26 protein-coding genes and 1 pseudogene are annotated in these 26,502 nt (G+C 68.3%); 15 read left to right on the top strand and 12 right to left on the bottom strand.

Going from position 1 to position 26,502, the window contains the following annotated elements:
* Positions 1 to 54 precede the first annotated feature (54 nt).
* The 4 genes from NE2_RS36840 to NE2_RS01265 are packed head-to-tail and all read left to right on the top strand — an operon-like array spanning position 55 to position 3,643.
* Positions 55 to 837 carry a (Fe-S)-binding protein gene (locus NE2_RS36840; RefSeq protein WP_063023054.1) on the top strand — a complete coding sequence of 261 codons (783 nt, stop codon included), beginning with the start codon at positions 55 to 57 and terminating at the stop codon, positions 835 to 837.
* A complete protein-coding gene (locus tag NE2_RS01275; RefSeq protein WP_063023052.1) occupies positions 834 to 2,318 on the top strand; it encodes a lactate utilization protein B in 1,485 nt (494 codons plus the stop codon). Before NE2_RS36840 ends, NE2_RS01275 begins: the two co-directional genes overlap by 4 nt.
* The gene (locus NE2_RS01270; RefSeq protein WP_063023050.1) at positions 2,315 to 2,959 is read left to right on the top strand and encodes a LutC/YkgG family protein; all 645 of its coding nucleotides are present in this window, start codon (positions 2,315 to 2,317) and stop codon (positions 2,957 to 2,959) included. The genes NE2_RS01275 and NE2_RS01270 overlap by 4 nt, the downstream gene beginning before the upstream one ends.
* A gap of 15 nt (positions 2,960 to 2,974) precedes the next feature.
* The gene (locus NE2_RS01265; RefSeq protein WP_063023049.1) at positions 2,975 to 3,643 is read left to right on the top strand and encodes a nucleoside/nucleotide kinase family protein; all 669 of its coding nucleotides are present in this window, start codon (positions 2,975 to 2,977) and stop codon (positions 3,641 to 3,643) included.
* A 92-nt stretch (positions 3,644 to 3,735) separates the two neighbouring features.
* Here NE2_RS01265 and NE2_RS01260 read toward each other — a convergent pair whose 3' ends face one another.
* Positions 3,736 to 4,602, bottom strand: a complete 867-nt coding sequence (locus NE2_RS01260) for a PfkB family carbohydrate kinase (RefSeq protein WP_063023047.1) — start codon at positions 4,600 to 4,602, stop codon at positions 3,736 to 3,738.
* Between the two features lies 1 nt (position 4,603).
* The gene (locus NE2_RS01255; RefSeq protein WP_063023330.1) at positions 4,604 to 5,176 is read right to left on the bottom strand and encodes a TetR/AcrR family transcriptional regulator; all 573 of its coding nucleotides are present in this window, start codon (positions 5,174 to 5,176) and stop codon (positions 4,604 to 4,606) included.
* A 239-nt stretch (positions 5,177 to 5,415) separates the two neighbouring features.
* Here NE2_RS01255 and NE2_RS01250 point away from each other — a divergent pair, with 239 nt between their 5' ends.
* The 3 genes from NE2_RS01250 to NE2_RS01240 all read left to right on the top strand — a co-directional run bounded on the left by NE2_RS01250 (position 5,416) and on the right by NE2_RS01240 (position 8,268).
* Positions 5,416 to 6,654, top strand: a complete 1,239-nt coding sequence (locus NE2_RS01250) for a cytochrome P450 (RefSeq protein WP_063023045.1) — start codon at positions 5,416 to 5,418, stop codon at positions 6,652 to 6,654.
* Positions 6,655 to 6,711: 57 nt separating this feature from the next.
* Positions 6,712 to 7,131 (top strand): pyridoxamine 5'-phosphate oxidase family protein, encoded by a 420-nt coding sequence (locus NE2_RS01245; protein ID WP_174553894.1) that lies wholly within the window; start codon positions 6,712 to 6,714, stop codon positions 7,129 to 7,131.
* Positions 7,132 to 7,227: 96 nt separating this feature from the next.
* Complete coding sequence (locus tag NE2_RS01240) at positions 7,228 to 8,268, top strand: NAD(P)-dependent alcohol dehydrogenase (protein ID WP_063023041.1); 1,041 nt, start codon at positions 7,228 to 7,230, stop codon at positions 8,266 to 8,268.
* Between the two features lie 11 nt (positions 8,269 to 8,279).
* On the opposite strand, the gene NE2_RS01235 is transcribed toward NE2_RS01240, so the two are convergent.
* Together NE2_RS01235 and NE2_RS01230 are read right to left on the bottom strand one after the other, a co-directional pair.
* A complete protein-coding gene (locus tag NE2_RS01235) occupies positions 8,280 to 9,446 on the bottom strand; it encodes a phage tail tip lysozyme (RefSeq protein WP_063023039.1) in 1,167 nt (388 codons plus the stop codon).
* 185 nt (positions 9,447 to 9,631) lie between these two features.
* Positions 9,632 to 10,639, bottom strand: coding sequence for a DUF4189 domain-containing protein (locus tag NE2_RS01230; protein ID WP_063023037.1), 1,008 nt, complete (start codon positions 10,637 to 10,639; stop codon positions 9,632 to 9,634).
* Between the two features lie 222 nt (positions 10,640 to 10,861).
* Between NE2_RS01230 and NE2_RS01225 the strand changes: the two genes are divergently transcribed.
* Positions 10,862 to 12,214, top strand: a complete 1,353-nt coding sequence (locus NE2_RS01225; protein WP_063023329.1) for a cytochrome P450 — start codon at positions 10,862 to 10,864, stop codon at positions 12,212 to 12,214.
* Between the two features lie 95 nt (positions 12,215 to 12,309).
* Here the strand turns inward: NE2_RS01225 and NE2_RS01220 are convergent, their stop codons facing one another.
* Positions 12,310 to 13,059: an SDR family oxidoreductase gene (locus NE2_RS01220; protein WP_063023035.1), complete on the bottom strand. Its 750-nt coding sequence runs from the start codon at positions 13,057 to 13,059 to the stop codon at positions 12,310 to 12,312.
* 46 nt (positions 13,060 to 13,105) lie between these two features.
* Entirely contained in the window at positions 13,106 to 14,578 is a 1,473-nt protein-coding gene (locus NE2_RS01215; protein WP_063023033.1) for an aldehyde dehydrogenase, read from the bottom strand.
* A 112-nt stretch (positions 14,579 to 14,690) separates the two neighbouring features.
* Here NE2_RS01215 and NE2_RS01210 point away from each other — a divergent pair, with 112 nt between their 5' ends.
* The 6 genes from NE2_RS01210 to NE2_RS01185 all read left to right on the top strand — a co-directional run bounded on the left by NE2_RS01210 (position 14,691) and on the right by NE2_RS01185 (position 20,420).
* Positions 14,691 to 15,569, top strand: coding sequence for an SDR family NAD(P)-dependent oxidoreductase (locus tag NE2_RS01210; protein ID WP_063023031.1), 879 nt, complete (start codon positions 14,691 to 14,693; stop codon positions 15,567 to 15,569).
* A gap of 144 nt (positions 15,570 to 15,713) precedes the next feature.
* Positions 15,714 to 16,919, top strand: a complete 1,206-nt coding sequence (locus NE2_RS01205) for a cytochrome P450 (protein ID WP_063023327.1) — start codon at positions 15,714 to 15,716, stop codon at positions 16,917 to 16,919.
* A 1-nt stretch (position 16,920) separates the two neighbouring features.
* The gene (locus NE2_RS01200; protein WP_063023030.1) at positions 16,921 to 17,727 is read left to right on the top strand and encodes an SDR family oxidoreductase; all 807 of its coding nucleotides are present in this window, start codon (positions 16,921 to 16,923) and stop codon (positions 17,725 to 17,727) included.
* On the top strand, positions 17,727 to 17,924 hold the full coding sequence (locus NE2_RS01195; protein WP_030515738.1) for a ferredoxin: 198 nt from the start codon (positions 17,727 to 17,729) through the stop codon (positions 17,922 to 17,924). The genes NE2_RS01200 and NE2_RS01195 overlap by 1 nt, the downstream gene beginning before the upstream one ends.
* 31 nt (positions 17,925 to 17,955) lie before the next feature.
* Positions 17,956 to 19,035 carry an NAD(P)H-dependent amine dehydrogenase family protein gene (locus NE2_RS01190; protein WP_063023028.1) on the top strand — a complete coding sequence of 360 codons (1,080 nt, stop codon included), beginning with the start codon at positions 17,956 to 17,958 and terminating at the stop codon, positions 19,033 to 19,035.
* Between the two features lie 158 nt (positions 19,036 to 19,193).
* Positions 19,194 to 20,420, top strand: a complete 1,227-nt coding sequence (locus NE2_RS01185; protein ID WP_063023026.1) for a cytochrome P450 — start codon at positions 19,194 to 19,196, stop codon at positions 20,418 to 20,420.
* A 127-nt stretch (positions 20,421 to 20,547) separates the two neighbouring features.
* On the opposite strand, the gene NE2_RS01180 is transcribed toward NE2_RS01185, so the two are convergent.
* Positions 20,548 to 21,147 carry a TetR/AcrR family transcriptional regulator gene (locus NE2_RS01180; RefSeq protein WP_063023024.1) on the bottom strand — a complete coding sequence of 200 codons (600 nt, stop codon included), beginning with the start codon at positions 21,145 to 21,147 and terminating at the stop codon, positions 20,548 to 20,550.
* A 130-nt stretch (positions 21,148 to 21,277) separates the two neighbouring features.
* Here NE2_RS01180 and NE2_RS36835 point away from each other — a divergent pair.
* Positions 21,278 to 21,961 (top strand): annotated as a pseudogene (locus NE2_RS36835) (NmrA/HSCARG family protein); the annotation flags it as partial.
* Positions 21,962 to 22,002: 41 nt separating this feature from the next.
* On the opposite strand, the gene NE2_RS36650 reads toward NE2_RS36835, so the two are convergent.
* The 5 genes from NE2_RS36650 to NE2_RS01155 all read right to left on the bottom strand — a co-directional run bounded on the left by NE2_RS36650 (position 22,003) and on the right by NE2_RS01155 (position 26,476).
* Positions 22,003 to 22,647 carry a nuclear transport factor 2 family protein gene (locus tag NE2_RS36650; protein WP_218018541.1) on the bottom strand — a complete coding sequence of 215 codons (645 nt, stop codon included), beginning with the start codon at positions 22,645 to 22,647 and terminating at the stop codon, positions 22,003 to 22,005.
* Between the two features lie 99 nt (positions 22,648 to 22,746).
* Positions 22,747 to 23,058, bottom strand: coding sequence for a pyrimidine/purine nucleoside phosphorylase (gene ppnP / locus NE2_RS01170; RefSeq protein WP_063023020.1), 312 nt, complete (start codon positions 23,056 to 23,058; stop codon positions 22,747 to 22,749).
* 30 nt (positions 23,059 to 23,088) lie between these two features.
* A complete protein-coding gene (locus NE2_RS01165) occupies positions 23,089 to 24,135 on the bottom strand; it encodes an alpha/beta hydrolase (protein ID WP_063023018.1) in 1,047 nt (348 codons plus the stop codon).
* The gene (locus NE2_RS01160) at positions 24,132 to 25,016 is read right to left on the bottom strand and encodes a short-chain dehydrogenase/reductase (RefSeq protein WP_063023016.1); all 885 of its coding nucleotides are present in this window, start codon (positions 25,014 to 25,016) and stop codon (positions 24,132 to 24,134) included. Before NE2_RS01160 ends, NE2_RS01165 begins: the two co-directional genes overlap by 4 nt.
* A complete protein-coding gene (locus tag NE2_RS01155) occupies positions 25,013 to 26,476 on the bottom strand; it encodes a flavin-containing monooxygenase (protein WP_063023014.1) in 1,464 nt (487 codons plus the stop codon). Before NE2_RS01155 ends, NE2_RS01160 begins: the two co-directional genes overlap by 4 nt.
* Positions 26,477 to 26,502 lie beyond the last annotated feature (26 nt).

Genomic DNA, 26,502 nt, shown 5'->3' with positions numbered 1-26,502 from the left:
GTGCCGCTCCAGAAACAGTGCCCGGCCCGCGGCATCGGTGACGAGAGGGGCCGCATGTCGGCGCGTACGGCATTGTTCATCACCTGCGTCAACGACGTCATGTATCCGGGAACCGGCCGGGCGGCGGTGGCCTTGCTGCGCCGGCTCGGCGTCGAGGTCGAATTCCCGATGGCCCAGAGTTGTTGCGGCCAGATGCATGCCAACACCGGGTATCGGGCCGACACCGCGAAGATGGCCCGGCATTTCGTCTCGGTGTTCGGTGACTACGACCGGATCGTCGTGCCGTCCGCCTCGTGCGGCGCCGCGCCGCGCGAGTTCTACCGGGTGGTGGCCGAGCAGGTCGGTGACTCCGGGCTGGCTCGCGATGCCGAGGCGCTGCTCCCCAGAATCCGGGAGTTGACCGAATTCCTCACCGACGACCTGGGTGTCGTCGACGTGGGCGCCTATTTCCCGCATCGGGTGACCTACCATCCGACCTGTCATTCGCTGCGCGTGCAGCGCATCGGCGATCGGCCGTACCGATTGTTGCGGGCAGTGGCCGGATTGGAGCTGATCGGATTGCCCGCGGCCGACGAATGCTGCGGATTCGGTGGCACGTTCTCGGTGAAGAACGCCGCCGCCTCCGGCGCGATGAACGCCGACAAGGCCGCCCACGTGCGCGAGACGGGCGCGAGTGTGGTGACGGCCGTGGACAATTCGTGCCTGATGAATATCGGCGGGCGCCTGGCCGCCGACGCGACGCCGGTACGCGATCTGCATCTGGTGGAAATCCTGGCACGCACGAAGGCCGACGGGCCGATGCCCGGGCTGCCGGTGGCCGCGGGAGCCCGCTCGTGAGTAAGAGTTTCGTGGGCTGGCCCCCGTTTCCGCAGGCCGCGCGCACCGCGACCGCGGACGAACAGCTGCGTGCCACTGTGCGCCGTGCCACCCACACCATCCGCGCCAAGCGCGACGCGCTGGTGGCCGAACGCCCGGACTGGGAGGAACTGCGCACTGCCGCCGCCGCGGTCAAGGACGATGTGCTGCGCCGTCTCGACACCTATCTGGAGCGATTGGCCGATGCGGTGGAAGGCGCCGGGGGAGTGGTGCATTGGGCGACCGACGCCGCCGAGGCCAATGCCGTCGTCACCGAATTGGTCCTGGCCACCGGTGAAACCGAGATCGTCAAGGCCAAATCCATGCTGTCGGAGGAGATCGGGCTGGGCGAGGCGCTCGCCGCGGCCGGAATCGACACCCGCGAAACCGATCTCGCCGAGATCATCCTGCAACTGGGCGACGATCTGCCCTCCCATATCGTGGTGCCGTCGATGCACCTGAACCGCAGCCGGATTCGCGACATCTTCCGCCGCGAGATGGGCAAGCACGGTCGCCCCGCGCCGGACGATCTGACCGACGATCCGCAGGCGCTCGCCGATGCGTCGCGGCTGCATCTGCGGGAGAAGTTCCTGCGCGCGAAGGTCGGCATCACCGGCGCGAATTTCCTTGTCGCCGGCACCGGAACGGTGGTGATGGTGGAGTCGGAGGGCAACGGGAGGATGTGCCTGACCCTGCCGGAGACGCTGATCACGGTGGCCGGCATCGAGAAGGTGATTCCGAGCTGGCGCGACCTGGAGATCTATCTGGAGTTGCTGGCCCGCAGCGCGACCGGGGAGCGGATGTCGCCGTACGTGTCGACCTGGACCGGCGTCACCGCACAGGACGGCCCCTCGGCCTTCCATCTGGTCCTGGTCGACAACGGGCGCACCCGTGCCCTGCGCGACGAACTCGGGCGGGAAGCGTTGCGCTGCATCCGATGTGGCGCCTGCATGAATATCTGCCCGGTCTACGAACGCACCGGTGGACAGGCCTACGGGTCGGTCTATCCCGGGCCGATCGGCGCCATCCTCAACCCGTTGCTGAAGGGCGCCGACGATCCGCAGACCGCCTCGCTGCCGTATGCCTCCGCGCTGTGCGGGGCCTGCGACGACGTCTGCCCGGTCGGCATCGATATCACCGGGAATCTGCTGGCCCTGCGCCACCGGGTGGCCGAGGGTGAGGCGGCGGTGAAACATCGCGTCGAGCAGGTGGCCTTCGACGCGATGGCGGGATTCATGACCCATCCGGCGCTGTGGGGCGCGGCCGTGCGGTCGGCGGCGTGCATCGGCGTCGCGGTCCCGAAGCGGCATCTGCCGGGTCCGCTGAGCGGGTGGACCGACAGCCGGCGGGTACCCGGCATTCCGGCCGAATCGTTTCGCCGCTGGTGGGCGCGCACCGAGGGCGGCCGCCACGACGGACCCGGGCTGCACGACACCGCGAACGAGGACGGGGGCCGGGCGTGAATGCGCGCGAGACGATTCTGCGGCGCATTCGCGAGGCCATCGGCGAACCGGCGGACGCTGTCACCGTGCCGCGTGACTACCTGCGGACCGCGCCGGGCGTCGACCCCGACGATCGCGCCGCGATCCTGGACCTGTTCGAACAGCGACTGGAACGGTATGGGGCGCAGGTGCATCGGACCACGCGGGCGGGGGTCGCGGCGGCCGTGGATCGGGAACTGCGGCGCGCGTCGGCCCGTGTGGTGCTGACGCCACCCGGACTGCCGGACATGTGGACGGCTCTGTGGGCGGACCGCTCCGAGCGCCGCGTCGTGATCGACGACCCGCCCTTGACCACGCCCGAGCTGGACGAGATCGACGCGGTCGTGACCACCTGCGCCGCGGCGATCGCGCAATCGGGCACGATCGTGCTCGACGGCGACGCCGGCCAGGGCCGCCGCGCGCCCACGCTCGTGCCCGACTGTCACGTGTGCGTGGTTCACGCGGAGCAGGTGAAATCCGCGCTGCCGGAGGTTGTTCCGCGTCTCGACCCGCGCCGGCCGACAACCTGGATCAGCGGTCCGTCGGCGACCGTGGATATCGAGATGACCCGCGTGCAGGGCGTGCACGGGCCCCGTCGGTTGATCGTCGTCCTGGTCGAATGAGGGGCGGGAAACATCATGAAGGTGACGGGGCCGGGTGAGCTGGCGGCGCGGATCGTGCGCGCGGCGGATGATGCGGGCGGACGCCGGTACCTGGTCGGTGTCGCCGGACCGCCGGGAGCGGGAAAGTCCACGCTGGCACAGGGTTTGGCGGATGCGGTGCGGGCGTCGGGAGTGTCCGCCGAGGTGGCGGGGATGGACGGATTCCATCTGAGCTCGGCACTGCTCCGAGACGCCGGCGCGCTCGCCCGCAAAGGGCGGCCCGATACCTTCGATGTGGCGTCGTTCGTCGCCCGGCTGCGGCGGTTGCGCGACAGTGCGATCGGCGTGCCGGTGCCGTGGCCGGTCTACGATCGAGCCCGCCACGACCCCGTCCCGGATGCGGTGGTCTTCACCGGCGAACGGGTCGCGATCGTGGAGGGGAACTACCTTCTGCTGGATCGGCCGGGATGGCGGGAGGTGCGGGAATATCTCGACGAGGTCTGGTACCTCGATGCCGGGGAAGCGGTCATCGAACAGCGCCTGCTGCGCCGGCATCTGCGCGGCGGTAAATCGCCGGATCGGGCACAGGCCATGGTGGCCGGCAGCGACCTGCCGAATGCCCGTCTCATCGCACGGACCGCGGACCGAGCCGACCTCGTGCTGCGCGCGGTCTCGGGTGGCTACCTCATTCGCCCGGGTCGGTGAGCTGTCCCGGGGTGCGCGGGTCGCCCGAGTCCGGCTGTCTCGCCGGTGCGACTCGATGAGCGTGTCCCGTCGCGGACCGCGGCCCGCTCATCTCATTCGGCCCGCTCACCGAGCCGGTCTCCCCATGCGCGGGTGCCGAAGAACCGGCACGACAGGGTGGCGACCGCGGCGGCGCGGGTGAGCGCGTCGGCGAAGTCGTGGCCGCGCGAGTGGTAGGCGCAGAACGCGCCGTGCAGAATGTCCCCGGCGCCGAGCGTATCCGCGCCGTCCACCTCGCCCACCGCGATCTCGCTTCGAATCCCATTGGCGGAGTAGAGGATCGGTTGCTGTCCGCGAGTGACGGCCACCGCCCGGACCCCGACCCGGTGCAGGTGGTCGAAGACGTCCTCGGCGCCCGGCGGCGCGAACGAGGCCGAGCAGATCGCGATGTCGACCAGCGGCAGCAGCTGCGCATGTTCGGGCTTCCAGCGTCCCCCGTCGAGCACCACCGGAACTCCCGCGTCGCGCGCCACCCGCGCGATGCCGAGGGCCAGTTCGATGTGATGCCCGTCCACGAGCACCACCGGCGCCTCCCGGACGAGATCGGCGAATGCGTGGTCGAACGGCGCCTCGATCCCCGAACCGTCCAGCGAGACAATGGTTCTCGTCCCGGCACCGGCCGCGACCACGATGGACGAGATCGGCGGCGGATCGGTGCGCCGCGCCGTGGTGTCGACGAGCTCCACGCCGTGGGACCGCAGATCGTCGCGGATCAGCGCGGTGAGCGGATGCCGGCCGACAGCGGTGAGCAGCCGGGCCCCGCCGGTCAGTATCGCGCACGCCACCGCGGCATTGGCGGCCGGTCCGCCGGCGCCCAGAAATTGGTCGCGCGCACGGGTTTTGGTGTCCTCGGCCGGATAGGCGTCGACGGCGTAGGCGAGGTCGACGGTGGTGAGACCGACGAAGAGGGGGACGTTCATCTCATCCCTTCCGCGCCGGTCCGGCCGGACGCATCACGAGCGGGCCGACGAACCGCTCCACCGTCCGGCGTTCCGCGGCGGCGTCGGGCAGCGGCCAGGTGAGCAGCGACAACACCACCCGCACGATCCACTGTGCGGCATCGTCGTCCGCGGCGATTCCGGTGAGTGCGGTGGCGATGCCGCGCAGTTCGGGCGTGGCCACCACCTGGTCGCCGGTGGCGCCCGCACCGGCCAGGAACGCCGACAGGGTGGGTTCGGCGCGGATCGCCGCGAGCGAGGCGAGGACGGCCTCCACCACGCGCCGCGGGCCGCGCAGCGGTGCCACGGTCGCCGCCACGCGTTCGGCGATATCCCGCGCCGCCGAGGCCGTCACGATCCGGACCAGTTCCGGCTTACCGCCGACGTGCCGGTACACGGTGGCCCGGGAGCAGCCCACGCGTGCGGCCACGTCGTCGATGCTCACCCGGTCTATTCCGCGTTCCAGGAAGAGGTCGGCGGCCGCCGCCTCGATGCGCGAGCGGGCGACGGTGCGCCGGACCCCGCCCGCCAGCCAATCCACCTCGGTGGTTCGCATCGCCGGATACGATCCCTTCACTCTGCGGCGTCTCGAGACGAGACGATATGACGCCATTGTCTCACGCCTGGCTGTCCCGGTACATGCCTGTGAAGTGCGTAGATAGCCCCGGTCCATGTGTTCGGGCTTGTCGACGAACGCGCGGAGGCGGCCTTCACCGTCTCACTGTGCGACACCGATTGACACTCGTCTCCACCGCGCGCACGGTGAGCGCACTCGTTCCCGGAGGGAGTTCACCGATGACCACGACAGTGCCGGACGGATCCGAACTGTTCCTGCCCGCCCATCTCGACGATCCGTATCCGCTCTTCGACCGCCTGCGCGACGAGGCACCGGTCTACCGGGTGCCCGGCACCGGCTTTCACCTGGTGTCGTCGTGGGATCTCGTGACCGAAGCGGCCGCCCGCACCACCGAGTTCTCCTCCCACCTCACCGCGGTACTGCTGCGTCATCCGGGAGCCGCTGCGACCGCCTTCGATCTCGACGGCGGCGGTCGCGCGGTGCATGTTCTCGCCACGGCCGACGATCCGTCCCACGCCGTTCACCGCAAACTCGTCTCGAGTGTGCTGGCCGGGCGCATCCGGGAACTCGCGCCGATGGCCGAGGATCTGGTCGACCGGCTCTGGTCGGAACACGTTCGCGACGGCCGCATCGACTGGGCCGCCGAGATGGCCGACCGCCTGCCGCTCGCCCTCGTCGCGGCGGTGATCGGGCTGCCCGGCGACGATGTGCCACAACTGCTCGAATGGGCCTACGACAGCACCGAAATGCTCGGTGCCGTGGTGGACGCGCACCGCCTTCCGCGACTGGTGCAGTCGGCGGCACTGCTCGCCGGCTACCTCGCCGAACAGCTGCGGCGGACGCGGGGCGCGGCGGAACCCGACGGTCCGCCACGGACCGTGCTCGACGCGCTGGCCCGCGCGTGCCGCACCGGCACGCTCACCGAGGATGTCGCGGTGCTGATTCTCGTTCAACTGGTCGGCGCCGGCGGCGAATCCACTGCCGGCCTGATCGCCTCGGCGGCCCGAATACTGGCCACCCGCAGCGATATTCAGCACCTGCTGCGCGCCGAACCGCACCTGATTCCCGCCTTCCTCGACGAGGTGCTCCGCCTCGAATCCCCGTTTCGCGGCCACTATCGCCACGTCACCACCGATACCCGTCTCGGGAAGGTGTCCCTGCCCGCCGGAAGCCATCTCCTGCTGTTGTGGGGCGCGGCCAATCGCGATCCGGCGATCTTCCCGGAACCGGCCGCTGTCGAGTTGCATCGTCCGAATATCAAGTCGCACACCGCCTTCGGCCGCGGGCTCCACTTCTGCGTCGGCTCGGCCCTGGCGAAACTGGAAGCACGCACCGCGATCACGACCCTCCTCGACCGCAGCACCGACATCCGCCTCGCCGCGCCGCCGCAGTGGACCCCGAGCATTCTCGTGCGCCGCCACACCACCCTGCCGCTGCTCATTCGCGGTGCGGAATAGGACACCCGTCGCCACGGGTTGTCGCGAACACAGACCCGACTCGCGAAAGGACCGTCGATGCCGACCATGACCCGTACCGAGCGTGAGAAGTTCCTCGCCGAATTGCACGTGGGGGTGATCGCCGTCGAGCGGCCCGATCGGGCGCCGCTGGCGGTGCCGATCTGGTACGGGTACGAGCCCGGCGGGGAGGTCGTGCTGTGGACCGACGCCGGGACGCTGAAGGAGCGGCTCATCCGGGCCGCCGGGCGGTTCTCGATCACCGCGCAGGTGGAACAGCCGCCGTACCGGTATGTCACCGCCGAGGGCACGGTCACCGCGATCGACGCGGCGTCGTCCGAGGTGGTCCGCGCGATCGCGGTGCGCTATCTGGGACCCGAGGAGGGCGCCGCATTCGCCGAGCAGAACCTCGGCCCGGACTCGGTGGTGATCCGGATGCGGCCCGAACGGTGGCTGAGCACCGACTACTCGAAGGAGTAGCGCGCCGAACGCCGGGAGCAGCGGATACGCACTAGCCTGTGAGGTGCCAGGCCGGTGCATCGCGACCCCAGCTGCTCGACCGAGAGGAAAAGCGCTATGAAGGCTTTGCAGTACGTCACCGTCGGTGCCGAACCGGAAGTCCGCGACATTCCCACTCCCGAGCCGGGGCCGGGCGAGGTGCTGCTGAAGGTCACCGCCGCCGGGGTCTGTCATTCCGACGATTTCGTGATGTCGATGCCTCTCGAAGCGTTCGGGTTCGAACTGCCGCTCACCCTCGGGCACGAAGGGGCCGGAACGGTCGCGGCCGTCGGCGACGGCGTGCGCGGACTCGACGTGGGCACCAGCGTCGTGGTCTACGGCCCGTGGGGATGTGGCGGCTGCTGGTGCTGCGCGCAGGGCATGGAGAACTACTGCTCGCGCGCCGCCGAACTCGGTATCTTCCCGCCCGGCCTCGGCGCGCCGGGCGCGATCGCCGAGTATCTGATCGTCGACTCACCCCGCCACCTCGTCCCGATCGGCGATCTGGATCCGGTCGCGACGGTGCCGCTCACCGACGCCGGGCTCACGCCTTATCACGCGATCAAACGATCGCTCGGCAAGCTGCGGCCCGGATCGTGGGCGGTGGTGATCGGCAGTGGCGGCCTCGGTCACGTCGCTATCCAGTTGTTGCGGCACCTGTCCTCCGCACGCGTCGTCGCCCTCGATGTCAGCGACGACAAACTCGAGTTCGCGAAGTCGGTGGGTGCGCACGAGGCGGTGCTGTCGGATGCGGCGGCTGCCGACAACGTCCGCAAGATCACGGGTGCGGCGGGTGCGAGCCTGGTGCTCGACTTCGTCGGCTATCAGCCGACCGTCGACACCGCCATGGCGGTCGCCGGAGTGGACTCCGATGTCACCATCGTCGGCCTCGGCGACGGAAAGGCCGCGGCCCGGGTCGGATTCGGCATCAGCCCCTACGAGGCGGCGGTGACCTCGCCGTACTGGGGAACACGGGCCGAACTCATCGAACTCGTCGACCTGGCGCACGAGGGTGTCCTCGATATCGCTGTCGAACGTTTCACCCTCGACGACGGTCCCGAGGCATACCGCAGGCTCGCGGCGGGCACCCTGCGCGGCCGCGCCGTCATCGTGCCCTGATCGACGCGAAGTTACACTGCGAGAGGCGAATTCGACTCGTTGTACGATTTCAGGAGCCCGGCCGCGTACTCGCGCCGTTTGTCCGTAGTGTCACCGCTGCTCTTCTCGTACAGATGGTCGAAGTCCGCCGCGACCTGCCGGGCATCGTTCGGGTTCGAGTTCACGGCGGCATTGGCCGCGTTGTAGCCGCCGCTGCGCAACTCCTGAACCATGTAATCGATGTGGGTATGCCAGTCACCGATATTCCTCTGCTTGCCCGTCTGCGGGTCCTTCTTGCTCGCGAAGTCGTTGAGGCCGGACAGTCGGTCGAAACGCCACTGAAACAGGCCCTTCGCCGATCCTTTGTCGCCGGTGGCGGAAACGTTGAAATCCGACTCGAATTTCGCGTTGGCGACGATGCCGGCCGCCTGTGCCGGGGTGAAGTGGTAGGTGTCGATGAGGTACTTCATCATCGCCATCGCGGTGGGCTTCTCCGTAGTCGGAATGATCGCGGTACCCATGGAACCCGACTGGCCGCTCCAAGGAGTGCTCCCGTTGTATCCCGCCGGGGTGACTCCCGCGGAGGGGCCCGAACCGGGCGACACAGCCGGTATCGGATTGCCGGGGGAGGAGGGCGGGGCGTCGCCCTTTATCTTCAGCGCCGCGGCCGCCGCCTGATCCGAGACGCCGTGGACCTTGTCGAAGGTCGTACTCAGGGTTTCCCACATGGCCTTGAACAAGCCGTCGACGATGGCCTTCGGTAGTCTCTTGTGCTCTCTGCCGTTGTCGTCTTTCCAGGTCTCCGGCTTCACCTTCCAAGAGGCGTCGATCTTCGTATTCAGTTCCCGCACCGCGGTATCGACGCCCGAATAAGCGTCCGTTACAGCCTTGCCGATTCCGGCGGTGTGTTTCACGACGCCGTGGTCGTCTCGCTCAATATTGGATACGGCGTTGCTCAGCTGTTTCTTGTGACTGCCGTACTTATCGACCATCTCCGATTTGTCCTCGGGATTGGATATACCCTGACCACGGAGTCTGTCGCGTAAGTCGGGCGCTTCCGACGGGTGGCCCGATCCGAGCGTGCGGATCTGTTCCTGAATAACCGCCTCGGCGGCATCGAAGAACGCTATCAAACCCTCTGGTGCATAGTCGGGAAGTTTGTGCAGGTCGCCCAGTCGTATGGTGCCATCGGGGCTCATCGCTGCCTCGCTTTCACCGCGGACACGCCTGGGATGACCATGATCCGCCTTCCGCCGCACGCCGGTTCGTGTGCGTCACTGTCGCCGGACACGACTCGTGTCCGGGCCGACAGCACTGCCGGAAGCATAAGTCCGACACTGCGCGTGACTGCTCCCGTTGCTGGGAAGCGATCGTCAGGGTGCGATCACTCCGTCGCGCATTTGGACCATTTGTTGAACGGTCCCGACACCCCGTAGTTGTCCTGTGCGCTGCTGATGGCCTTGGATTCGGCCTCTTCGGCGGTGGTGCCCCAGGTGGAGGCCCAGCCGTTGTTCTGGCCGACCACCACCGCCACGCAGGCGTTGCGCGCCCACGCGGCCGGCTGTGCGCAACCGGGGCAACGGGTTTGGACCTGGTTGGTGGCGTCGTCGGAGCTGACCGTGCTGCGCGCCCAGGTCACCTTGCCGGTATCGACGTCGTAGCCCGCGGCGATCCAGACGTCGGCCGGGGTCGGCGGAGGCGGCGGGGGAGCGTAGCGGGTGGTCTCGCGGGTCGTGGGCGCGGTCGAGGTCGAATACGTCGGGGAGGGGCCGGCGCTCGTCGACCGGCCGGCGGCCGCATCGGTATCGCTGTTCTTGTTGTGGTTGTGCACCACGATCACCGCGACGACCGCGCCCAGGACCAGGACCGCCACGACCACTGCCGCGACGATCGCCAGCACCTTGCCGCCACCCGAATTCGGTTGCAGCGCACCCGGATACGGGTAGGGCTGCGCGCCCCCGTACTGCGTGTCGGGATACGGCTGCGGATACGGTTGCGCGCCCGGATATCCGCCTTCGGGATAACCGCCCGGCGGATATGCCTGCCCGTACATCGGGGGCTGATTCGGGTCCCCGGGATACGGCACGCCGGCGGGATATCCCTGTCCCGCGTGCACGGTGGGATCCTGAGAACCGGGCGGCGGCACCGGTTGCCCGCCGGGATACGCCTGGGTCGGCGGCGCCTGCTGCCCGGGGTAGGCCTGTGTCGGCGGGGCGGGCTGTCCCGGATAGGCCTGGGTCGGCGGAGCGGGTTGCTGCGGGCCGGGCCCGCCGGGCTGGGCGCCCGGATCCGGCACGCCGCCGGGGTAGGCCCGGGTCGGCGGCGCCGGGGGTGGGCCCGGCTCGCCGGACGGCGGCTGCTGCGGGGAATCCGAACGATCGTCGGTGGCCATCGCCTACCGCGCCCGGCTCGTCGAAATGCGCTGTGTCGTGGTCGGTGTCGACATCGACCGTGCCCCCGTCCGTGCTGTGAATCGTATCGGCGAGCCACTGTAGCGCATACCTATGACGTCGATATTGCCTGAAATAGCATTCTCAAAATTGGAGAGCAATATTGCCGTTCGCCGTATTCTGTGTGCTTGGAGCCTGAGACCGGGGACGCCCGAGAGGACAGCATCGTGACCGTGCACGCCGACGACCACAGACAGCCGCGCTACGACTTCGATCGGCATGCGCCGCAGTACCGCGACAATTTCGACGCGATCACCACCGAGATGCACCGGCAGTGTCCGCTCGCGTGGTCGCCGACCTACGGGGGGCACTGGGTGGCGGCCGGCAGCCGCGAGGTGTTCAGCCTCGCGCGCTCGGAACACGTGTCGAGCGACCACGATCCGAACGGGGAGCGCCGCGGCTACCGCGGCATCACCATTCCGTTTCCCGAGACCGGGAATGTCATCCGCAACGGCATCCTCGAGATGGATCCGCCCGAGCAGCGGCTGTGGCGCCAGGCGCTCAATCCGTATCTGTCGCCGGCCGCGGTACAGCGCTGGGTGCCGTTCGTCGACGAGGTGGTCCGGGCGAGTCTCGACGATCGGATCGAGAGCGGCCGTATCGATTTCGTCGACGATCTGGCCAATATCGTGCCGGCCGTCCTCACCCTGGCGATGCTGGGCATCCCGCTGCGCAAATGGCAGTTGTACTGCGAACCCGCGCACGCCTCGGTGTACACCCCACCGAATTCGCCCGATATCGAACGGGTTCGGCGCCAGCACGAGGCGATGGGCCTGGATCTGCTGATCAACCTCACGCAGCTGCGCGAGAATCCGCGTCCGGGAATCATCGAGGCGCTGACGCGTCTGGAGATCGACGGCGCCGCGCCGCCGGATATCGAAATCCTGGGCATGCTGGGCCTGCTGATCGGTGGCGGCTTCGACACCACCACCGCGCTGACGGCCCATGCGCTGGAATGGCTCTCGGAGCATCCGGATCAGCGGGAGATCCTCAGCGCCGAACGCGACCTGCTGCTGAACTCGGCGACCGAGGAATTCCTCCGGTACTTCACTCCCGCACCCGGTGACGGCCGCACCATCGCCGCGGATTGCGAATACGCGGGCATCCGGCTCGAGGAAGGGGAGCGGCTGTGGCTGTCGTGGGCGATGGCCAACCGCGACCCGGAACTGTTCCCGGACCCGAACACCGTCGACCTGGATCGGAAGGGCAACCGCCACTTCAGCTTCGGTCTGGGCGTCCACCGCTGTATCGGTTCCAATGTGGCGCGCACCGTGTTCAAGCGCATGCTGGTCGCCGTGCTCGATCGGCTGCCGGATTTCCGGTGCGATCCCGGCGGCGCGGTGCACTACGACACGATCGGCGTGATCCAGGGCATGCGCCATCTGCCGGCCACGTTCACACCCGGCCCGCGGCTGGGCCCCGGACTCGACGAAACCCTGGAGACTCTGCAGCAGGTCTGCGATGAGAAGCGCCTGGCCGAGCCGGTCACCGTCCGTCGCGGCAGCGCCGACCTCTGATCGCGAAAGGTGAAGCGGCCTATCCCGGTTCACCGCACGGACCGCTGCCACCGACCCGCTGAGACGCCCGTCGCGGGGACGGGCGTCGCGCGCTGCTACCGGATGATCTGCCCGCCGTCCACGTTGAGGATGTGCCCGGTGACCCACGCCGCGTCGTCCGACAGGAGATACAGGCATGCCCCCACCAGATCCTGCGGGGTGCCGATCCGCTTGAGCGGCAGGCGATTCACCATGTCGTTCACGATCGAGCCCGGGGTGACGGTCTGCGTCGCCTCGGTGTTGATCGGTCCCGGCGCGATGGCGTTGATGCGGATGTTGGATCCGCCGAGTTCGACCGCCAGCTGCTGGGTGAGGCTGTTGACCCCGGCCTTGGCGAGGCCGTAGAAGTTCGAATACACCCATGCGGCGGTGGAGGACTGGTTCACGATGGACCCGCCGCCGCCCTTCGACATGTGCTGCCACACCGCGCGGGTCATGTTCAGCGCGCCGTCGAGATTCACGCTCATGAACTTCTTGTAGTAGTCCCACGGCACCGTCAGTAGCAGGTCCAACTTCATCCCGCCGTAGATGGCGGCGTTGTTGACCAGATGGTTGATCGCGCCGAACTCGTTCTGCGTGTAGTCGGCCAGGGTGGTGACCGATTCGGGATCGGAGACGTCGACGGGATGGAAGACCGCGGTGGCGCCGCCGCCGCTGATCTCCTCGGCGACCTGTTTTCCCTTGTCCTCGTTGAGATCCGCGATGACGACGGTGGCGCCCTCGCCGGCCAGCGCCCTCGCGTATTCGGCGCCGATGCCCTGGGCCGCGCCGGTGACGATCGCGACGCGATCGGTGAAACGAGCCATGAGTTGTCTTCTCCTGTCGATGATTCGCGACGAGGTCGCGTGCTGTCTATTTCTGGGCGGTGGCGACGAGCTTGGTTTCGAGGTACTCCTCGAATCCGGCGACACCGAGTTCGCGGCCGATGCCGGACTGCTTGTAGCCGCCGAACGGGGCGTCGGCGCTGTACCAGATACCGCCGTTGACGCCGAGGGTTCCGGTCCGGACACCGTTGACCACGTGGTCGATTCGCGCCTGGTCGGTGCCCCACACCTCGCCCGAGAGCCCGTAGGGCGATTCGTTGGCCAGCCGGATGGCGTCGTCGTCGCCGTCGTGCGGGATCACCACCAGCACCGGGCCGAAGATCTCCTCCTGCGCCACGGTCGAGGTGTTGGACACTCCGCTGATCAGGGTCGGTTCGATGAAGAACCCGCGGTCGCGATCGGGACTGCCGCCGCCGGTGACGATGGTGCCGCCCTCGGCGCGTGCGATATCGATGTAGCGCTGCACACGGTCGCGCTGCCGCGCCGAGATGACCGGCCCGCAGACGGTGCCCGGCTCGTTCGGATCACCCGGGACGATGCCGCCCATCGACTTCGCCGCCGCGGCGACCGCCGTGTCGTACTGCTCGCGCGGAACCAGCAGGCGGGTGGTGAGCGCGCAACCCTGGCCCGCGTGGACGCAGACGGTGAACCCCGCGTAGCTCGCCGCGGCGGCCACATCGGTGTCGTCCAGGACGATGAAGGCCGACTTCCCGCCGAGTTCGAGAAAGACCTTCTTCAAACTCTGCGCCGCACCGGCCATGATGGTCCGGCCCGTCTGCGTCGATCCGGTGAACGAGATCATGTCCACCCGCGGATCGGTGACCAGCTGGGCACCGAGCTGATGGTCGTCGGAGGTGACGATATTGATCACGCCGGCCGGAATGTCGGTGTGTTCGGCGATCACCGTGCCGACCAGCGCGGCGACCCACGGGGTGTCGGGAGCCGGTTTGAGCACCACGGTGCACCCCGCCGCCAGCGCGGGGCCGAGTTTGGCGAAGTTGATCTGATGCGGGAAATTCCACGGCGTGATGGCGCCGACCACGCCGATCGCCTCGCGGCGCAGCGTGCGCGCCGTCGGGATTCCCATCGGCTTCGCGACGCCGAGATCGCTGACCCACCCGTAACTTTCGGCCAGGTCGGCGAAGTAACCGAGGTCGCCGATCGGGCCCTCCAGTTGCGGGCCGCTGGTCAGCATGCGCGGGGCGCCCACCTCGGCGATGGTGATCTCGCGCAGTTCCTCGATGTTGTCGCGCAGCGCGTCGCGCAGTTGCCGCAGGCACCGGGCGCGGAACGCGTGATCGCGCGACCACTCGGTGTTGTCGAAGGCCGCGCGGGCGGCGGCGATGGCCGCGTCCATATCGGCGGCGTCGGCATTGGCGGCCTGGCCGAGGATCTCCTCGGTCGCCGGATTGACCGTCGCGAACACCCCCGCGCCGCCGGCGACCAGTTTGCCGTCGATCAGAAGCCGGGATCCCTCGCCTGGGGGGAGCAGTTTCGTCATTCGCCTCTCCGATAGGGCTGTCTGGACACCTGTACGGAATATAGTTTGGACGGAGCTGTGAATACAAGAACGTGTTGCAGACCGATCGAATCGGTGAGAGGCGGTACCGGCGATGACCGGAGATGCGGGGGTGGCCGGTAAGGCGGCGATCGTGGTGGGTGGCGGCAGCGGCATCGGCCGGGCCGTCGCCGTCGGACTGGCGCGCCAGGGCGCGGGGGTGGTGGTCAATTCCCGGAGCGAGGCGGCGGTGGCCGCGGTGGTGGACGAAATTCGCGCGGCGGGCGGTCGTGCCGTCGCGGTCGCGGGCTCGGCCGCGGACGAAACGATCGCGGACGCGCTGGTGAGCCGGTGCGTCGAAAGTTTCGGTGCCGTCGATGTTCTCGTCAACTGTGCCGGGATCGCCGAACCCGCGCACTCCTCGATCCTCGATATCTCCACAGCGGACTGGCGAGCCCAGCTCGATTCCCACCTGACCACGGTGTTCAACACCTGCCGCGCGGTGGCGCCGCTGATGGTGGCCCGCGGCGCCGGCTCGATCGTCAACACCGGCTCGTTCGCCTATCTCGGCGACTACGGCGGCACCGGCTATCCGGCCGGAAAAGGCGCGGTCGCGAGCCTGACGCTGGCCATGGCCGCGGAGCTGAAAGAGCACGGTATCCGGGTGAACGCCATCTGCCCGGGGGCCAGGACGCGACTGTCCACCGGACCGGAATACGAGGCGAAGATCGCCGAGTTGCGCGAGCGGGGGCTGCTCGACGAGTTCACCGCGCAGTCGTCGCTGGACGCGCCGCCGCCCGATTACGCGGCCGCGCTGTATGTCTATCTCGCCTCCGATCTCGCCACCGCGACGGGCGAGATCTTCGTTGCGGCAGGCGGATTCGTCGGTCGCTTCGCCCGGCCGAAGCTCGAGTCGATCGGTTATCGCGACCATGTCGAAACTCCGCCGTGGTCGGTGGCCGAACTGCAGCCGCTGCTCGGCGAGGGATCGTGAAGGGGATGGCGGAGCTCGGGCTCGCCCATTGTCCGGATTACGGTCCGGTGGTAGCGTCCAGACACATGTCCAGTCCTGTGTCTCGGTTGGCGGTGTGCGGATGAGGCTCGATGTGAACGCGTTATATTTCGAGAGGTGGGTGTGATGACTGTGGCATCTGCGCAACCGGTCGTATTCGATCCCTACGACTACCGCTTCCACGAGGATCCGTATCCGGTGTATCGGCGGCTGCGCACGGAGGCCCCGCTGTACTACAACCCGGACCTGGACTTCTGGGCGCTGTCGCGCCACGCCGACGTGACCGCCGCATTCCGCGACGCCACCCGCCTGTCCAGTGCCAACGGCGTCTCCCTGGACCCGGCCGCGTGGGGCCCGCACGCGCACAAGACCATGTCGTTTCTCGCCATGGACGATCCGCGCCACCTGCGCATGCGCCAGCTGGTCAACAAGGGCTTCACGCCGCGCCGGATCGCCGGTATGGGCGACCGGATCCGGGAACTGACGCTGCAGCACCTGGAACCCGCGCTCGAACAGGGCAGTTTCGACTGGATCGAGGATTTCGCGGGCAAGCTGCCCATGGACGTCATCTCCGACATGATGGGCGTGCCCGAACCCGATCGCGCCGAGATCCGCCGGATGGCCGACCTGGTGGTGCACCGCGAGGAGGGTGTGCTCGACGTGCCGGAGGCCGCCATCGAGGCCTCGCTGAATCTGGTCGTCTACTACTCCGACATGGTCGCCCAGCGCCGCCGCAGCCGCACCGAGGACCTGACCTCGGCGCTGCTCGACGCGGAGATCGACGGTGACAAACTCACCGACGACGAGATCATCGGCTTCATGTTCCTCATGGTCGTGGCCGGAAACGAGACCACCACCAAACTGCTCGGCAACGCGCTGTACTGGGCCGGCCGCAACCCCGAACAGTTCGCCAAGGTCGTCGCCGACGGCGACCTGGTGCCGGACTGGGTCGAGGAGACGCTGCGCTACGACAATTCGAGTCAGATGGTGGCGCGCTCCTCGGTCGTCGATGTGCCGTTCGAACACGGGGTGATCCCTGCCGGTTCGAAGGTGGTGTTGCTCATCGGCTCCGCCAATCGCGACGACGCGGTCTTCACCGACGGCGATCGCTACGACATCGAACGCACCGACAAGAGCGCGCTGGCCAGTTTCGGCGGCGGCGTGCACTTCTGCCTGGGCGCGCATCTGGCCCGGCTGGAGACGGTTGTCGCGTTGCGCGAGTTCGCCTCCCGCGTCCGGGAGTACTCGGTCGACGAGTCCGCCATGGAGCGGGTGCATTCGACCAATGTCCGGGGGTTCGCGAAACTCCCTGTCACCGTGGAGGTTTCATAGTATGCCGCGTTTCGATCCGCACCCGGATGTGCGACCGGTTCTCATCGCCGGGGCGTCGTCGGGAATCGGCGCCGCGACCGCGATCACGCTGGCCGAGGCCGGATTCCCGGTGGCGCTCGGGGCGCGCCGGGTGGAGACCTGCCGCGAACTGGCCGACAAGATCACCGCCAACGGCGGCACCGCCTTCGCGGGTTCGCTCGACGTCACCGACGACGCCTCGGTCGACGCTTTCGTCACCGCCGCCGAGGAGGCGCTGGGGCCCATCGAGGTCGCGGTATCCGGCGCCGGGGACATCGAATTCGGTCTCGCCTACGAGATGGAACCGCAGACCTTCCTGAAGCAGGTCGACGTCCATCTGGTGGGTGCGCAACGGCTGGCCCATCGCATCCTGCCGGGCATGATCTCCCGGCGCCGCGGCGATTTCGTCTTCATCGGCTCCGACTGCGCCGACCAGGTCCGCCCCCGCAACGGCGCCTACAACGCCGCCAAGACCGGACTCGAGGCGATGGCCCGGCAGCTGCGAATGGAGTTGGAGGGCACCGGTGTTCGCGCCTCGATCGTGCGGCCGGGCGCGACCCAGACCGGAATGGGGATGAACGCCGCACCCGAGCAGGTCGGCCCACTGCTCGACGACTGGGTGAAATGGGGTTTCGCCCGCCACCCCTTCTTCCTGCGCGCCTCCGACCTCGCCGCCGCGATCGCCGCGGTGGTCAACACACCGCGCGGCGCGCATCTCGTGCTGGTCGAGGTGCAGCCGGAAGCCCCGTTGCGCGAGCCGGAGCAGGCCGATAAGGAGGCACAGAGCTGATGCGTATCGAGGTGGATCTGGACCTGTGTCAGGGCCACGCGATGTGCCAGGCCGAGGCGCCGGACTACTTCGACGTGCCCAAACACGGCAAGGTCGAAATCGTGCGGCCCGAGGTGGACGAGGCCGACCGCGCGGATGTGGAGAACGCGGTGCGGTACTGCCCGACCCAGGCACTCTCGATCGTCCGGGACCAGTGATGGGCGCGGCCGGCCGGGAAGGGGAGCGCTCGTGATCAAGGTGGTTCAGTGGGCGACCGGCGGCGTGGGTCGCGCCGCGATCGAAGGTGTCCTCGACCATCCGGAGCTGGAACTGGTGGGCGCCTGGGTGCACAGCCCCGACAAGGACGGCGTCGATCTCGGCACCCTGGTGGGGCGTGACCGCATCGGCGTCACCGCCACCACCGATGCCGGGGCCCTGCTCGCCCTCGACGCCGACTGCGTGATCTACAGCCCGGTCTTCGCCGACACCTCGGTGCTGCGCGCGATCCTGCGTTCGGGCAAGAACGTCGTGACTCCGCTGGGCTGGTTCTATCCCCGGCAGCGCGACCGCGAGAAGTTCGACGCGGTCTGCGCCGAGGGCGGAGTCACGTTGCACGGCACCGGAATTCACCCTGGCGGCCTCACCGAACGGTTGCCGCTGGTGGTCTCCGCGCTGTCGGGTTCGGTGACCGGCGTCCGAGCCGAGGAATTCTCCGATATCCGCACCTACGGCGCTCCGGATGTGGTGCGGCACTGGATGATGTTCGGCGCCGATCCGGAGAAGGCCGCGGGAAGCACCGTCGCGGCGATGCTGGCCGGCGGCTACAGCCAGTCTGTGTGGATGATCGCCGACGAACTGGGATTCGACCTGGATCCCGATATCCGCACCACCCACGACATCGCGGTCGCCACCGCGCCGATCGACTCACCGATCGGCGTCATCGAACCGGGACAGGTTGCGGCCCAGCATTTTCGGTGGGAGGGCACGGTCGACGGCGAACCGGTGATCACGGCGGCGGTCAACTGGTTCATGGGTGAGCGGAACTTCGACCCGGCGTGGACCTTCGGGCCGAACGGTCAGCGGTTCGAGGTCGAGGTGCGCGGCGACCCCGGCTGTGTCCTGACCCTGTCCGGGCTGCACGCCCACGATCCGGCCGAGGGGGCCCGGCGCAATCCCTCGATCGTCGCCACGGCGCTGAACTGTGTGAACGCGATCCCCGATGTCGTCGCGGCCGCTCCAGGAGTGCGGACATATCTCGATCTGCCGCTGCCGGCGGGGCGGGCCGCGCCGCGTCTGCATCGCGACCGGAGAACCGAGGTGAGCGGATGAACGAAACCCGCCGTTGAATTCCTTTTGTCATAACTTCTGTTTTTCCGGAATGCGCGCATCCGCAGCTCTTTTCCGCTGCAGTGCAACGTGTTCTAATCAAGGAAGAACACGTTTCGAAAAATCCATGATTCGCAGTGCAGCGGACACGAGGAGGAACTGTGGCTGCTCCGTCGATACCGGCCGGATTCGATTTCACCGACCCGGGACTGTGGGCCGAGAGAAGTCCGGTCGCCGAATTCGCGGAATTGCGGCGCACCGCGCCGGTCTGGTGGAACGCCCAGAGTGAGGAGCAGTCCTACCCGTTCGAGGATGCCGGCTACTGGGTGGTGAGCCGGCACGAGGACATCAAGGAGATCTCGCGCCGCTCGGACGTCTTCTCCTCGGAGAAGAAGGGTTCCATCATCCGGCTGCCCGGTTTCGCCACGCCCGAGCAGTTGTCGGTGACCAGTGCGCTGCTGGTGAACATGGATCCGCCCAAGCACACCAAGATCCGCCGCATCATCTCCAAGGGCTTCACCCCGCGCGCCGTGGAGAGCCTGCGGGCGGCATTGACCGAGCGGGCCGAGCGAATCGTGCGCGCCGCCAAGGAATCCGGCGGCGGCGATTTCGTCGAACAGGTGGCGTGCGAATTGCCGTTGCAGGCCATCGCCGAACTGCTGGGCGTCCCGCAGGACGATCGCCACAAGCTGTTCGACTGGTCGAATCAGATGCTCAATTACGACGATCCGGAATACGGTGATTCCGCGGTCGCCTCGGCCGAAATCCTGGGCTACGCGTGGAATATGGCCGAGGCGCGCCGGACCGATCCGTCGGGCGATATCGTCAGCCAACTGGTCAGCGCCGATATCGACGGCGAGGCATTGGGTTCGGACGAATTCGGATTCTTCGTCATTCTGCTCGCGGTCGCCGGAAACGAGACCACCCGCAATGCGATCACGCACGGGATGAAGGCTTTCGTCGACCATCCGGACCAGTGGGAGTTGTACCGGCAGCAGCGTCCGCGCACGGCGGTCGACGAAATCGTGCGCTGGGCGACTCCGGTCACCGCGTTCCAGCGCACCGCGACCGAGGATGTGGAATTGGGTGGGCAGCTGATCAAGGCCGGTGAGCGGGTCGGATTGTTCTACAGCTCGGCCAATTTCGACGAGGCGGCCTTCGACAAGCCGTTCGACTTCGACGTGCTGCGCGATCCCAACCCGCATCTGGCCTTCGGCGGCACCGGCGCCCACTTCTGCGTCGGCGCCAACCTCGCCCGCCTGGAAATCGACCTGATGTTCAACGCCATCGCCGACGTGATGCCCGACCTGCACCAGATCTCCGACCCCCAGCGCCTGCGCTCGGGCTGGATCAACGGCATCAAACACTGGCAGGTCGAATACTCCTAGACCCGGGGAAAAGGGCTGGGGGACAACCGAGGGCCGCACGAGCGATCGTGCGGCCCTCGGTCGTGTGCGCGACATGCGTTGTGGCCCAGCATCATTCCCAGCGCAGTGGTTCGGCAACCGGTGACGGTCACGCAGGCGCTCGGTGATCGGGCACGCGGAGGCCGTCGAGCACGACGGCGATCAGAGGGTTCGGCGCGTTGCGCGCTCGGGCGCGGCGTTCGACCGTCGCCGCGCCGATGACCAGGTCGAGCACGTCGGCGACATCGATGTCGGGGCGTACGGCCCCTGCCTCTTTCGCCCGGGAGAGCAGGGTGTCGAACGACCGGATGAAGTCGTGACGGAGGGGGTCGGGGATCGCTACGGCCGTGCCGCCGTCGTCGTCCAGCGCTTCGCACAGCGCTTGGTTGAGGGCGACCTCGCCGACGAGGTGGGTGAAGTAGTCGAAGAACGCGTCCGCCGGCGCGGTATCGGTGCCGGCGAGCAGGCGTGCTCGTTCGGTGAACTCCTCCACCCGGCCGACGACGACCGCCTCGAACAGTGCGGAACGCGTAGGGAAATGCCGGTACACGGTGCCGACGCCGACGCCCGCTCGGCGCGCGATCTCGTCGAAGGAGGCCGACGAGCCGTCCACCGAGAGCATCTCCCGGGCGACCGCCAGTACCTGGTCCCGGTTGCGGCGCGCGTCCGCGCGCAGTGGCTTGGCAACCTGCCCCGCGTCCCTACCCATCGCTCGATCGTAGCCGCCACGATTGCAAAACGGAGAGTCCTCTCCGTATAGTGAGCAGAAGCGGAGAACGGTCTCCGTTTACTGCGGCTCGGCGGCGCGGTAGCCCCGAAGATTCGCCTACGGAGGGCTCATGGAGCAGGTTGTTTTCGTCATCGGCGCGACCGGGCAGCAAGGCGGGGCGGTCGCCGATCGTCTCCTTGCCGACGGATGGCAGGTGCGGGTGTTGACTCGCCGCCCCGACTGCGACAGAGCGCGAAGCTTGGCGCGGGCGGGCGCGCAGGTGATAGCGGGCTCGCTGGAGGATCCCGCCACGATCGACCGCTGCGTCGACGGCGCCTACGGCGTCTACAGCGTGCATCCCGGGCCGCTGGCCCCGGAGCAGGACGAGGTGAAGGCCGGTAAGGCCGTCACCGACGCGGCGGTGAAATATGGTGTGGCGCACCTGGTTTACAGCTCGGGCCTGGGTGCCGATCGAGGCGGCCAGCCGACCAAATGGGAGATCGAGCAGTACATAGCCGCGTCGGGTGTCTCGGCCACGGTGCTGCGGCCGAGTTCCTTCATGGAGAATCTGATCACGCAGTCCGAGACGGTCGGGATAAGCGACGGCGCGCTGCGCACCGCCGCCGCCGCGCACGTGCGTCAGCAATTCATCGCGCTCGACGATATCGGCGCGTTCACCGCACTCGCCCTGCGGAATCCGGACGACTATCGCGACCGGACACTGGAACTCGTCGGCGACGTGCTCACGCCGCCGGAGGTCGCCGCCCAGGTCGGCGCCGCCCTCGGGCGGCCGGTCCCGTACATCCAGCGCCCGATCGAGGAACTGCGCCGCATCAACGAACGATTCGCCCGCGGCTACGAATTGCTCAACAGCGGCGACGGCAGCATCCCCGACGTCGACGTCGACGAACTGCGCGCACTGCACCCGGGATTGATGACCTTCCGGGACTGGCTCGACATCAAGGGCGCGAAGCTCATCCGCCCTTTGCTCGACACCCGGCCTTGATCATCACCGAGGTGCGCCCTGGCGCTTGTCGGCGTCGACGATCGCGAAAGTGACCGAAACTGCCAGCCGGTGACCGCCGGTTCACCGAAGACGTCACGGTGCCCGCGCGCGGTGTCCATGTATTCGCGAACCCGGTGAATCACTCCGTCGCGCAGTTCGAACACGAAACAGTAGTCGTTGCTGTAGCGATTCCCGTTCGCCAGCGTGGCAGTCATCGTCTCCTCGACGATCACCCGGTCGCCCTCGGCGTAGAAGCCGTGAAAATCCAGCGCGACATCGGCGAAGAACAGGCGGGGAAAACCGTTCGCGATGAACTCCGTGATGGCCTCGCGTCCGATCATGTGGCTGGGAGCGTCCAAGGCGACCGCGGTGGCATTGCCGGCCGGCGCCAGCCATTCGGCGTCCGGAGTGAAGAATGCTGCGATCTGCTCGGCGTCATGGCCGGCGAAGGCTCGCCAGGCAGCCTGAACCACGGTCCTGTTGTCCGGTGTCATGGCCCGGACCTTACCGTCGTGAACGGCGGCGATCCGGCGGGAAATGGACAAGGTCATCGGGGTGGCGGGGAGCATCGGCGGCCCCGTGTTATCGGCTGGTCAGCCGAAGTGGCAGACGTAGTGCAGGGTTTCCCGCACCTCGATGTCGAACGAGCTGTCGCCGGGCACGGAGAACGATTCGCCGCCGCGGTAGGTCGTCGGCTCGGTCGCGCCGGGCAGTGTCACGGCGCACTCGCCCTCCACCAGTTCCATGATCTCCGGAGCGCCGGTGGCGAAGGTCAATGTCGACGGCAGGATCACGCCGACCGACTTCCTGGTGCCGTCGGGCAGCGTGATGTCGTGGCTCACGCATTTGCCGTCGAAGTACACATTGGCCTTCGTGGCCACGCTGACGTTCTCGAACTGCGACATGGTCTCTTTCCCGGAGGTGATGTGGAGTAGTCAGCCTACTGACCGCGCCGATCGGCCCGGTGCGGCGGTCGCCGCCGCTGTCTCCCCGGCGGGATCGAGATGGGCGGCGACGAAGCGGGCCGCGGCGCGGTAGGCGGATCGGGATTCGGGCACGACGGCAGGTAGCGCGTGGAACACGTGCAGTTGCCCGGGCCAGGTGTGCAGCGAGCAGTGTGCGCCGGCGGCCCGCAGCGCCGTGGCGAGGGCGACGGCGTCGGCGGTGAAGAACTCGTCCCCGCCGACGTGAATCAGGGTCGGCGGCAGTGCCGTTCCCGCGACCGGCCGCAGCCGCTGCGGTCGCGCGGTGAACTGCGCGACGGCCGCGCGGGCGACGGCCGGGCCCAGCACGGTGTCCCGATGAGCGGAGCGCGCGGCGGTATCCAGGGAGAGATCGGTCATCGGCGAGAACAGCAGCAGGCAGGCAGGGCGCGAATTACTCTGCGCCGCATGCGTGATCGCGAAGTCCGCGGCCAGATAACCGCCCGCCGAATCGCCGGCCAGCACGATGCGGTCCGGACCGTAGCCCTGGGTCAGCAGCCATCGGTAGGCCGCCGCGACATCCTGTGGCGCGGCCGGATGCGGATACTCGGGAGCGAGCCGGTAGGCCGGCGTGAAGACCGGCAGCCGGGTGGCCGTGGATAGCCGCGAGGCGACGCCGCGGTAGGACCGGGGCGAGCCGGCCACGAACCCGCCGCCGTGTACGTAGAGCACAGCGGCGTCGTCGCGGGTGGCACGCGGTCCGCGCACCCATTCGCCCGGAACCGGGCCGTCGTCCACCGGGTCGATGCCGGTCCCGCCGAGCACCGGCGCGGCCGCGCGCATACCGTGCTCGAGCAGCAGGCGCGCGGCAGCGAGGGTGCGCCGGTCGACCGGGACGGCGGCGAGGACGGTGCCCACTCCGAGCAGTGCCGAGATCCGACGCAGTGCCCGGGCGGGAGGCGATGCCGGCGCCGCGGTGACGGTGTGGTCTCCCGGGAACAGGCCGGCCGTGGCGAATTCCTCGTATTCGGCACGGTTTTCGCCGATCCGGCCGGTCATGGCCGGGCCCGCTGTTCGACGCGCCGCACCAGGTCGTGCATCCGCGCGTCGTTGGCCAGTCGACTGTCGAGCACGACGTTCACCGCGCCGCGCAGCAGGGCGTAGGGCTCCCAGCCGAGCGGTGCGACGGTGCGTGGTGCGCGGCGGGCGATGCCGTCGGCGATCACGGTGGCCGCCTCGGTCGCGCTGATCCGGACGTTGAGCGGCCACGGCAGCAGGCTGTCCAGTTCGTGGCCGAGGGGATCGCGATCGAGAGTGCTGCGCGTCATCTCGGTCTCCACCACGCCGAAATACGACACGCCCGCGCTCGCGCCGAACCCGGCCAGTTCTACCCGCAGGGCGCGGCCCAACTGCTCGACGGCGGCCTTGCTGATCATGTACGGCGATCCGGCCATCCCTGGTGCGAACGCCGCGCACGAGGAGACGACCACGACGTGTCCTCGATTGGCGACGATCTGGTCCAGCGCGGGATGCACGGTGTTGTACACGCCGGTGAGGTTGATGGCCATCACCCGGTCGAACGCCGGCCCGGTCATCGTCCGCAGGGTCGCGGCCTCGGGCACGACCCCCGCGTTGGCGACCACGACGTCCAGGCGGCCGAAATGGTCGATCGCCCAGGCGATGGCGGCCTCCATACCCTCCCGGTCGGCGACGTCGGCCCCCACGCCGAGCGCGCGCGAGCCGAGATCACGCGCGGCGGTCTCGGCCGCGGCGGCATCGATGTCCACCACCGCGATCCGCGCGCCGCGCCGGTGCAGGATGGCGGCCAGTTCCCGGCCGATGCCCTGGCCGGCGCCGGTGATCAGCACCACCCGTCCGTTCACGTCGTAGCGCTCGCCGCCGAGACCGACGAGCCCGAGCAGTCTTCCGAGGCCGATCATGCGTTCACCGCGTAGGACTCGGCGTCGAAACCGGCTGTGCGGCGGCGGTATTCGAAACTCCAGTTCGGGTACAGGCCCGCGTTGCGGCCGTCGGGGGTGGTGTAGTACGTCTGGCATCCGCCGGTGAGCCAGACCGTCGAGGTGCTGCGTTCCCGCATCTCCTCGACGAAGCGCTCCTGGACCTGGGGTCGCAGTTCGACCCGGCGCGCGCCCTTGCGGCGCATCGTGCGCAGAGCGTCGACGATGTAGGTGATCTGGGATTCGATCATATAGATCGCCGACTGGTTGCCCGCCGCCCCGAACGGGCCCAGGGTGCAGAAGAAATTGGGGAATCCGGCCAGTGCGATGCCCAGGTAGCTTTGCGGCTGCTGGTGATACAGCTGCGCCATCGTCACCCCGTCGCGTCCGTGGTAGCGCTCGAAGACGGAGGGGATCGGCTTGAAACCGGTGCCGAAGATGATGGTGTCCACTTCGTGCTCGGAGCCGTCGCGTAGCACGATCGAGTGCGGCCGGACCTCCGCGATGGACTCGGTCACCACCTCCACGTTCGCCTGGTCCAGCGCCGGGAAGTACGCGTCGGAGAAGATCGCGCGTTTGCAGCCGATCACGTAGTCCGGGGTCAGTTTGGCGCGCAGCTCCGGGTCGCGCACCTGCCGCCGCAGGTGCCACTTGGAGAGGGCCTCGTAGGGATGGCGAAAGCGCTTGTCCACCAGCGAGATCAGGCCGAACGCCTCGATGGTGGCGTACCAGCCGCCGCGAATCGCCTTCTGCGCCATCGGCAGCGTGCGCAGTACCAGCCGCTCCGCGCCGAGCGTGGCGCGGTCCATGCGCGGCACGATCCACGGCGCGGAGCGCTGGAAGAGCAGCAGCTTGCCGACTTTCGGCTGGATTTCGGGCACGAATTGCACCGCGGACGCTCCCGTGCCGATCACCGCGACCCGTTCGCCGGTGAGGTCATGGTCGTGATCCCAGTGCAGCGAGTGAAAAGCGTTGCCGGCGAACGTTTCCAGGCCCGGCAGCGCCGGATACTTCGCTTCGGCGAAGACCCCGGCGGCCGACAGCAGGAAATTGGCCGTGAGCGAGCCACGGGAGGTCTCGATCCGCCAGACCGACTCGTCCTCGTCCCACCGGGCGTCCAGCACCTCGGTGCCGAAGCGGATGTGCCGGGCCACATCGAACCGTTCCGCCACCGAGCGGAGATAGTCGAGGATCTCGGGCTGCTTGCCGTAGGTGCGCGACCAGTCGGGGTTCGGGGCGAACGAATAGCTGTACAGGTGCGAGGGGACGTCGCACGCGCAGCCGGGGTAGGTGTTCGCCTGCCAGGTGCCGCCGAGGTCGTCCGCGCGTTCCAGGATCACCAGATTGTGGAAACCGGCCTCACGAAGTTTGACGGCCAGGCCGATACCGCCGAATCCGGCGCCGACGATGGCGATGCCGATGTGCTCGCGAGGTGTGTTCATCGCAGGTTCCTTCCGTGCGGTACCGC

This window comes from Nocardia elegans NBRC 108235 (assembly GCF_001612845.1).
GTDB lineage: Bacteria > Actinomycetota > Actinomycetes > Mycobacteriales > Mycobacteriaceae > Nocardia > Nocardia nova.
The sequence above is the reverse complement of the archived record's forward strand: the minus strand, read 5'-3'. Positions and strand labels throughout refer to the sequence as shown.

Bases quoted from the DNA above. Each gene is read 5' to 3' on its own strand.
- NE2_RS01245 (WP_174553894.1), top strand. From the start codon at position 6,712: ATGCCGACCATGACCCGTACCGAGCGTGAGAAGTTCCTCGCCGAATTG.
- NE2_RS01255 (WP_063023330.1), bottom strand. From the start codon at position 5,176: ATGCGAACCACCGAGGTGGATTGGCTGGCGGGCGGGGTCCGGCGCACC.
- NE2_RS01195 (WP_030515738.1), top strand. From the start codon at position 17,727: ATGCGTATCGAGGTGGATCTGGACCTGTGTCAGGGCCACGCGATGTGC.
- NE2_RS01235 (WP_063023039.1), bottom strand. From the start codon at position 9,446: ATGAGCCCCGATGGCACCATACGACTGGGCGACCTGCACAAACTTCCC.
- ppnP (WP_063023020.1), bottom strand. From the start codon at position 23,058: ATGTCGCAGTTCGAGAACGTCAGCGTGGCCACGAAGGCCAATGTGTAC.
- NE2_RS01210 (WP_063023031.1), top strand. From the start codon at position 14,691: ATGACCGGAGATGCGGGGGTGGCCGGTAAGGCGGCGATCGTGGTGGGT.
- NE2_RS01165 (WP_063023018.1), bottom strand. From the start codon at position 24,135: ATGACCGGCCGGATCGGCGAAAACCGTGCCGAATACGAGGAATTCGCC.
- NE2_RS01205 (WP_063023327.1), top strand. From the start codon at position 15,714: ATGACTGTGGCATCTGCGCAACCGGTCGTATTCGATCCCTACGACTAC.
- NE2_RS01200 (WP_063023030.1), top strand. From the start codon at position 16,921: ATGCCGCGTTTCGATCCGCACCCGGATGTGCGACCGGTTCTCATCGCC.
- NE2_RS01160 (WP_063023016.1), bottom strand. From the start codon at position 25,016: ATGATCGGCCTCGGAAGACTGCTCGGGCTCGTCGGTCTCGGCGGCGAG.
- NE2_RS01265 (WP_063023049.1), top strand. From the start codon at position 2,975: ATGAAGGTGACGGGGCCGGGTGAGCTGGCGGCGCGGATCGTGCGCGCG.
- NE2_RS01240 (WP_063023041.1), top strand. From the start codon at position 7,228: ATGAAGGCTTTGCAGTACGTCACCGTCGGTGCCGAACCGGAAGTCCGC.
- NE2_RS01220 (WP_063023035.1), bottom strand. From the start codon at position 13,059: ATGGCTCGTTTCACCGATCGCGTCGCGATCGTCACCGGCGCGGCCCAG.
- NE2_RS36840 (WP_063023054.1), top strand. From the start codon at position 55: ATGTCGGCGCGTACGGCATTGTTCATCACCTGCGTCAACGACGTCATG.
- NE2_RS01250 (WP_063023045.1), top strand. From the start codon at position 5,416: ATGACCACGACAGTGCCGGACGGATCCGAACTGTTCCTGCCCGCCCAT.
- NE2_RS01180 (WP_063023024.1), bottom strand. From the start codon at position 21,147: ATGGGTAGGGACGCGGGGCAGGTTGCCAAGCCACTGCGCGCGGACGCG.
- NE2_RS36650 (WP_218018541.1), bottom strand. From the start codon at position 22,647: ATGACACCGGACAACAGGACCGTGGTTCAGGCTGCCTGGCGAGCCTTC.
- NE2_RS01155 (WP_063023014.1), bottom strand. From the start codon at position 26,476: ATGAACACACCTCGCGAGCACATCGGCATCGCCATCGTCGGCGCCGGA.
- NE2_RS01215 (WP_063023033.1), bottom strand. From the start codon at position 14,578: ATGACGAAACTGCTCCCCCCAGGCGAGGGATCCCGGCTTCTGATCGAC.
- NE2_RS01260 (WP_063023047.1), bottom strand. From the start codon at position 4,602: ATGAACGTCCCCCTCTTCGTCGGTCTCACCACCGTCGACCTCGCCTAC.
- NE2_RS01230 (WP_063023037.1), bottom strand. From the start codon at position 10,639: ATGGCCACCGACGATCGTTCGGATTCCCCGCAGCAGCCGCCGTCCGGC.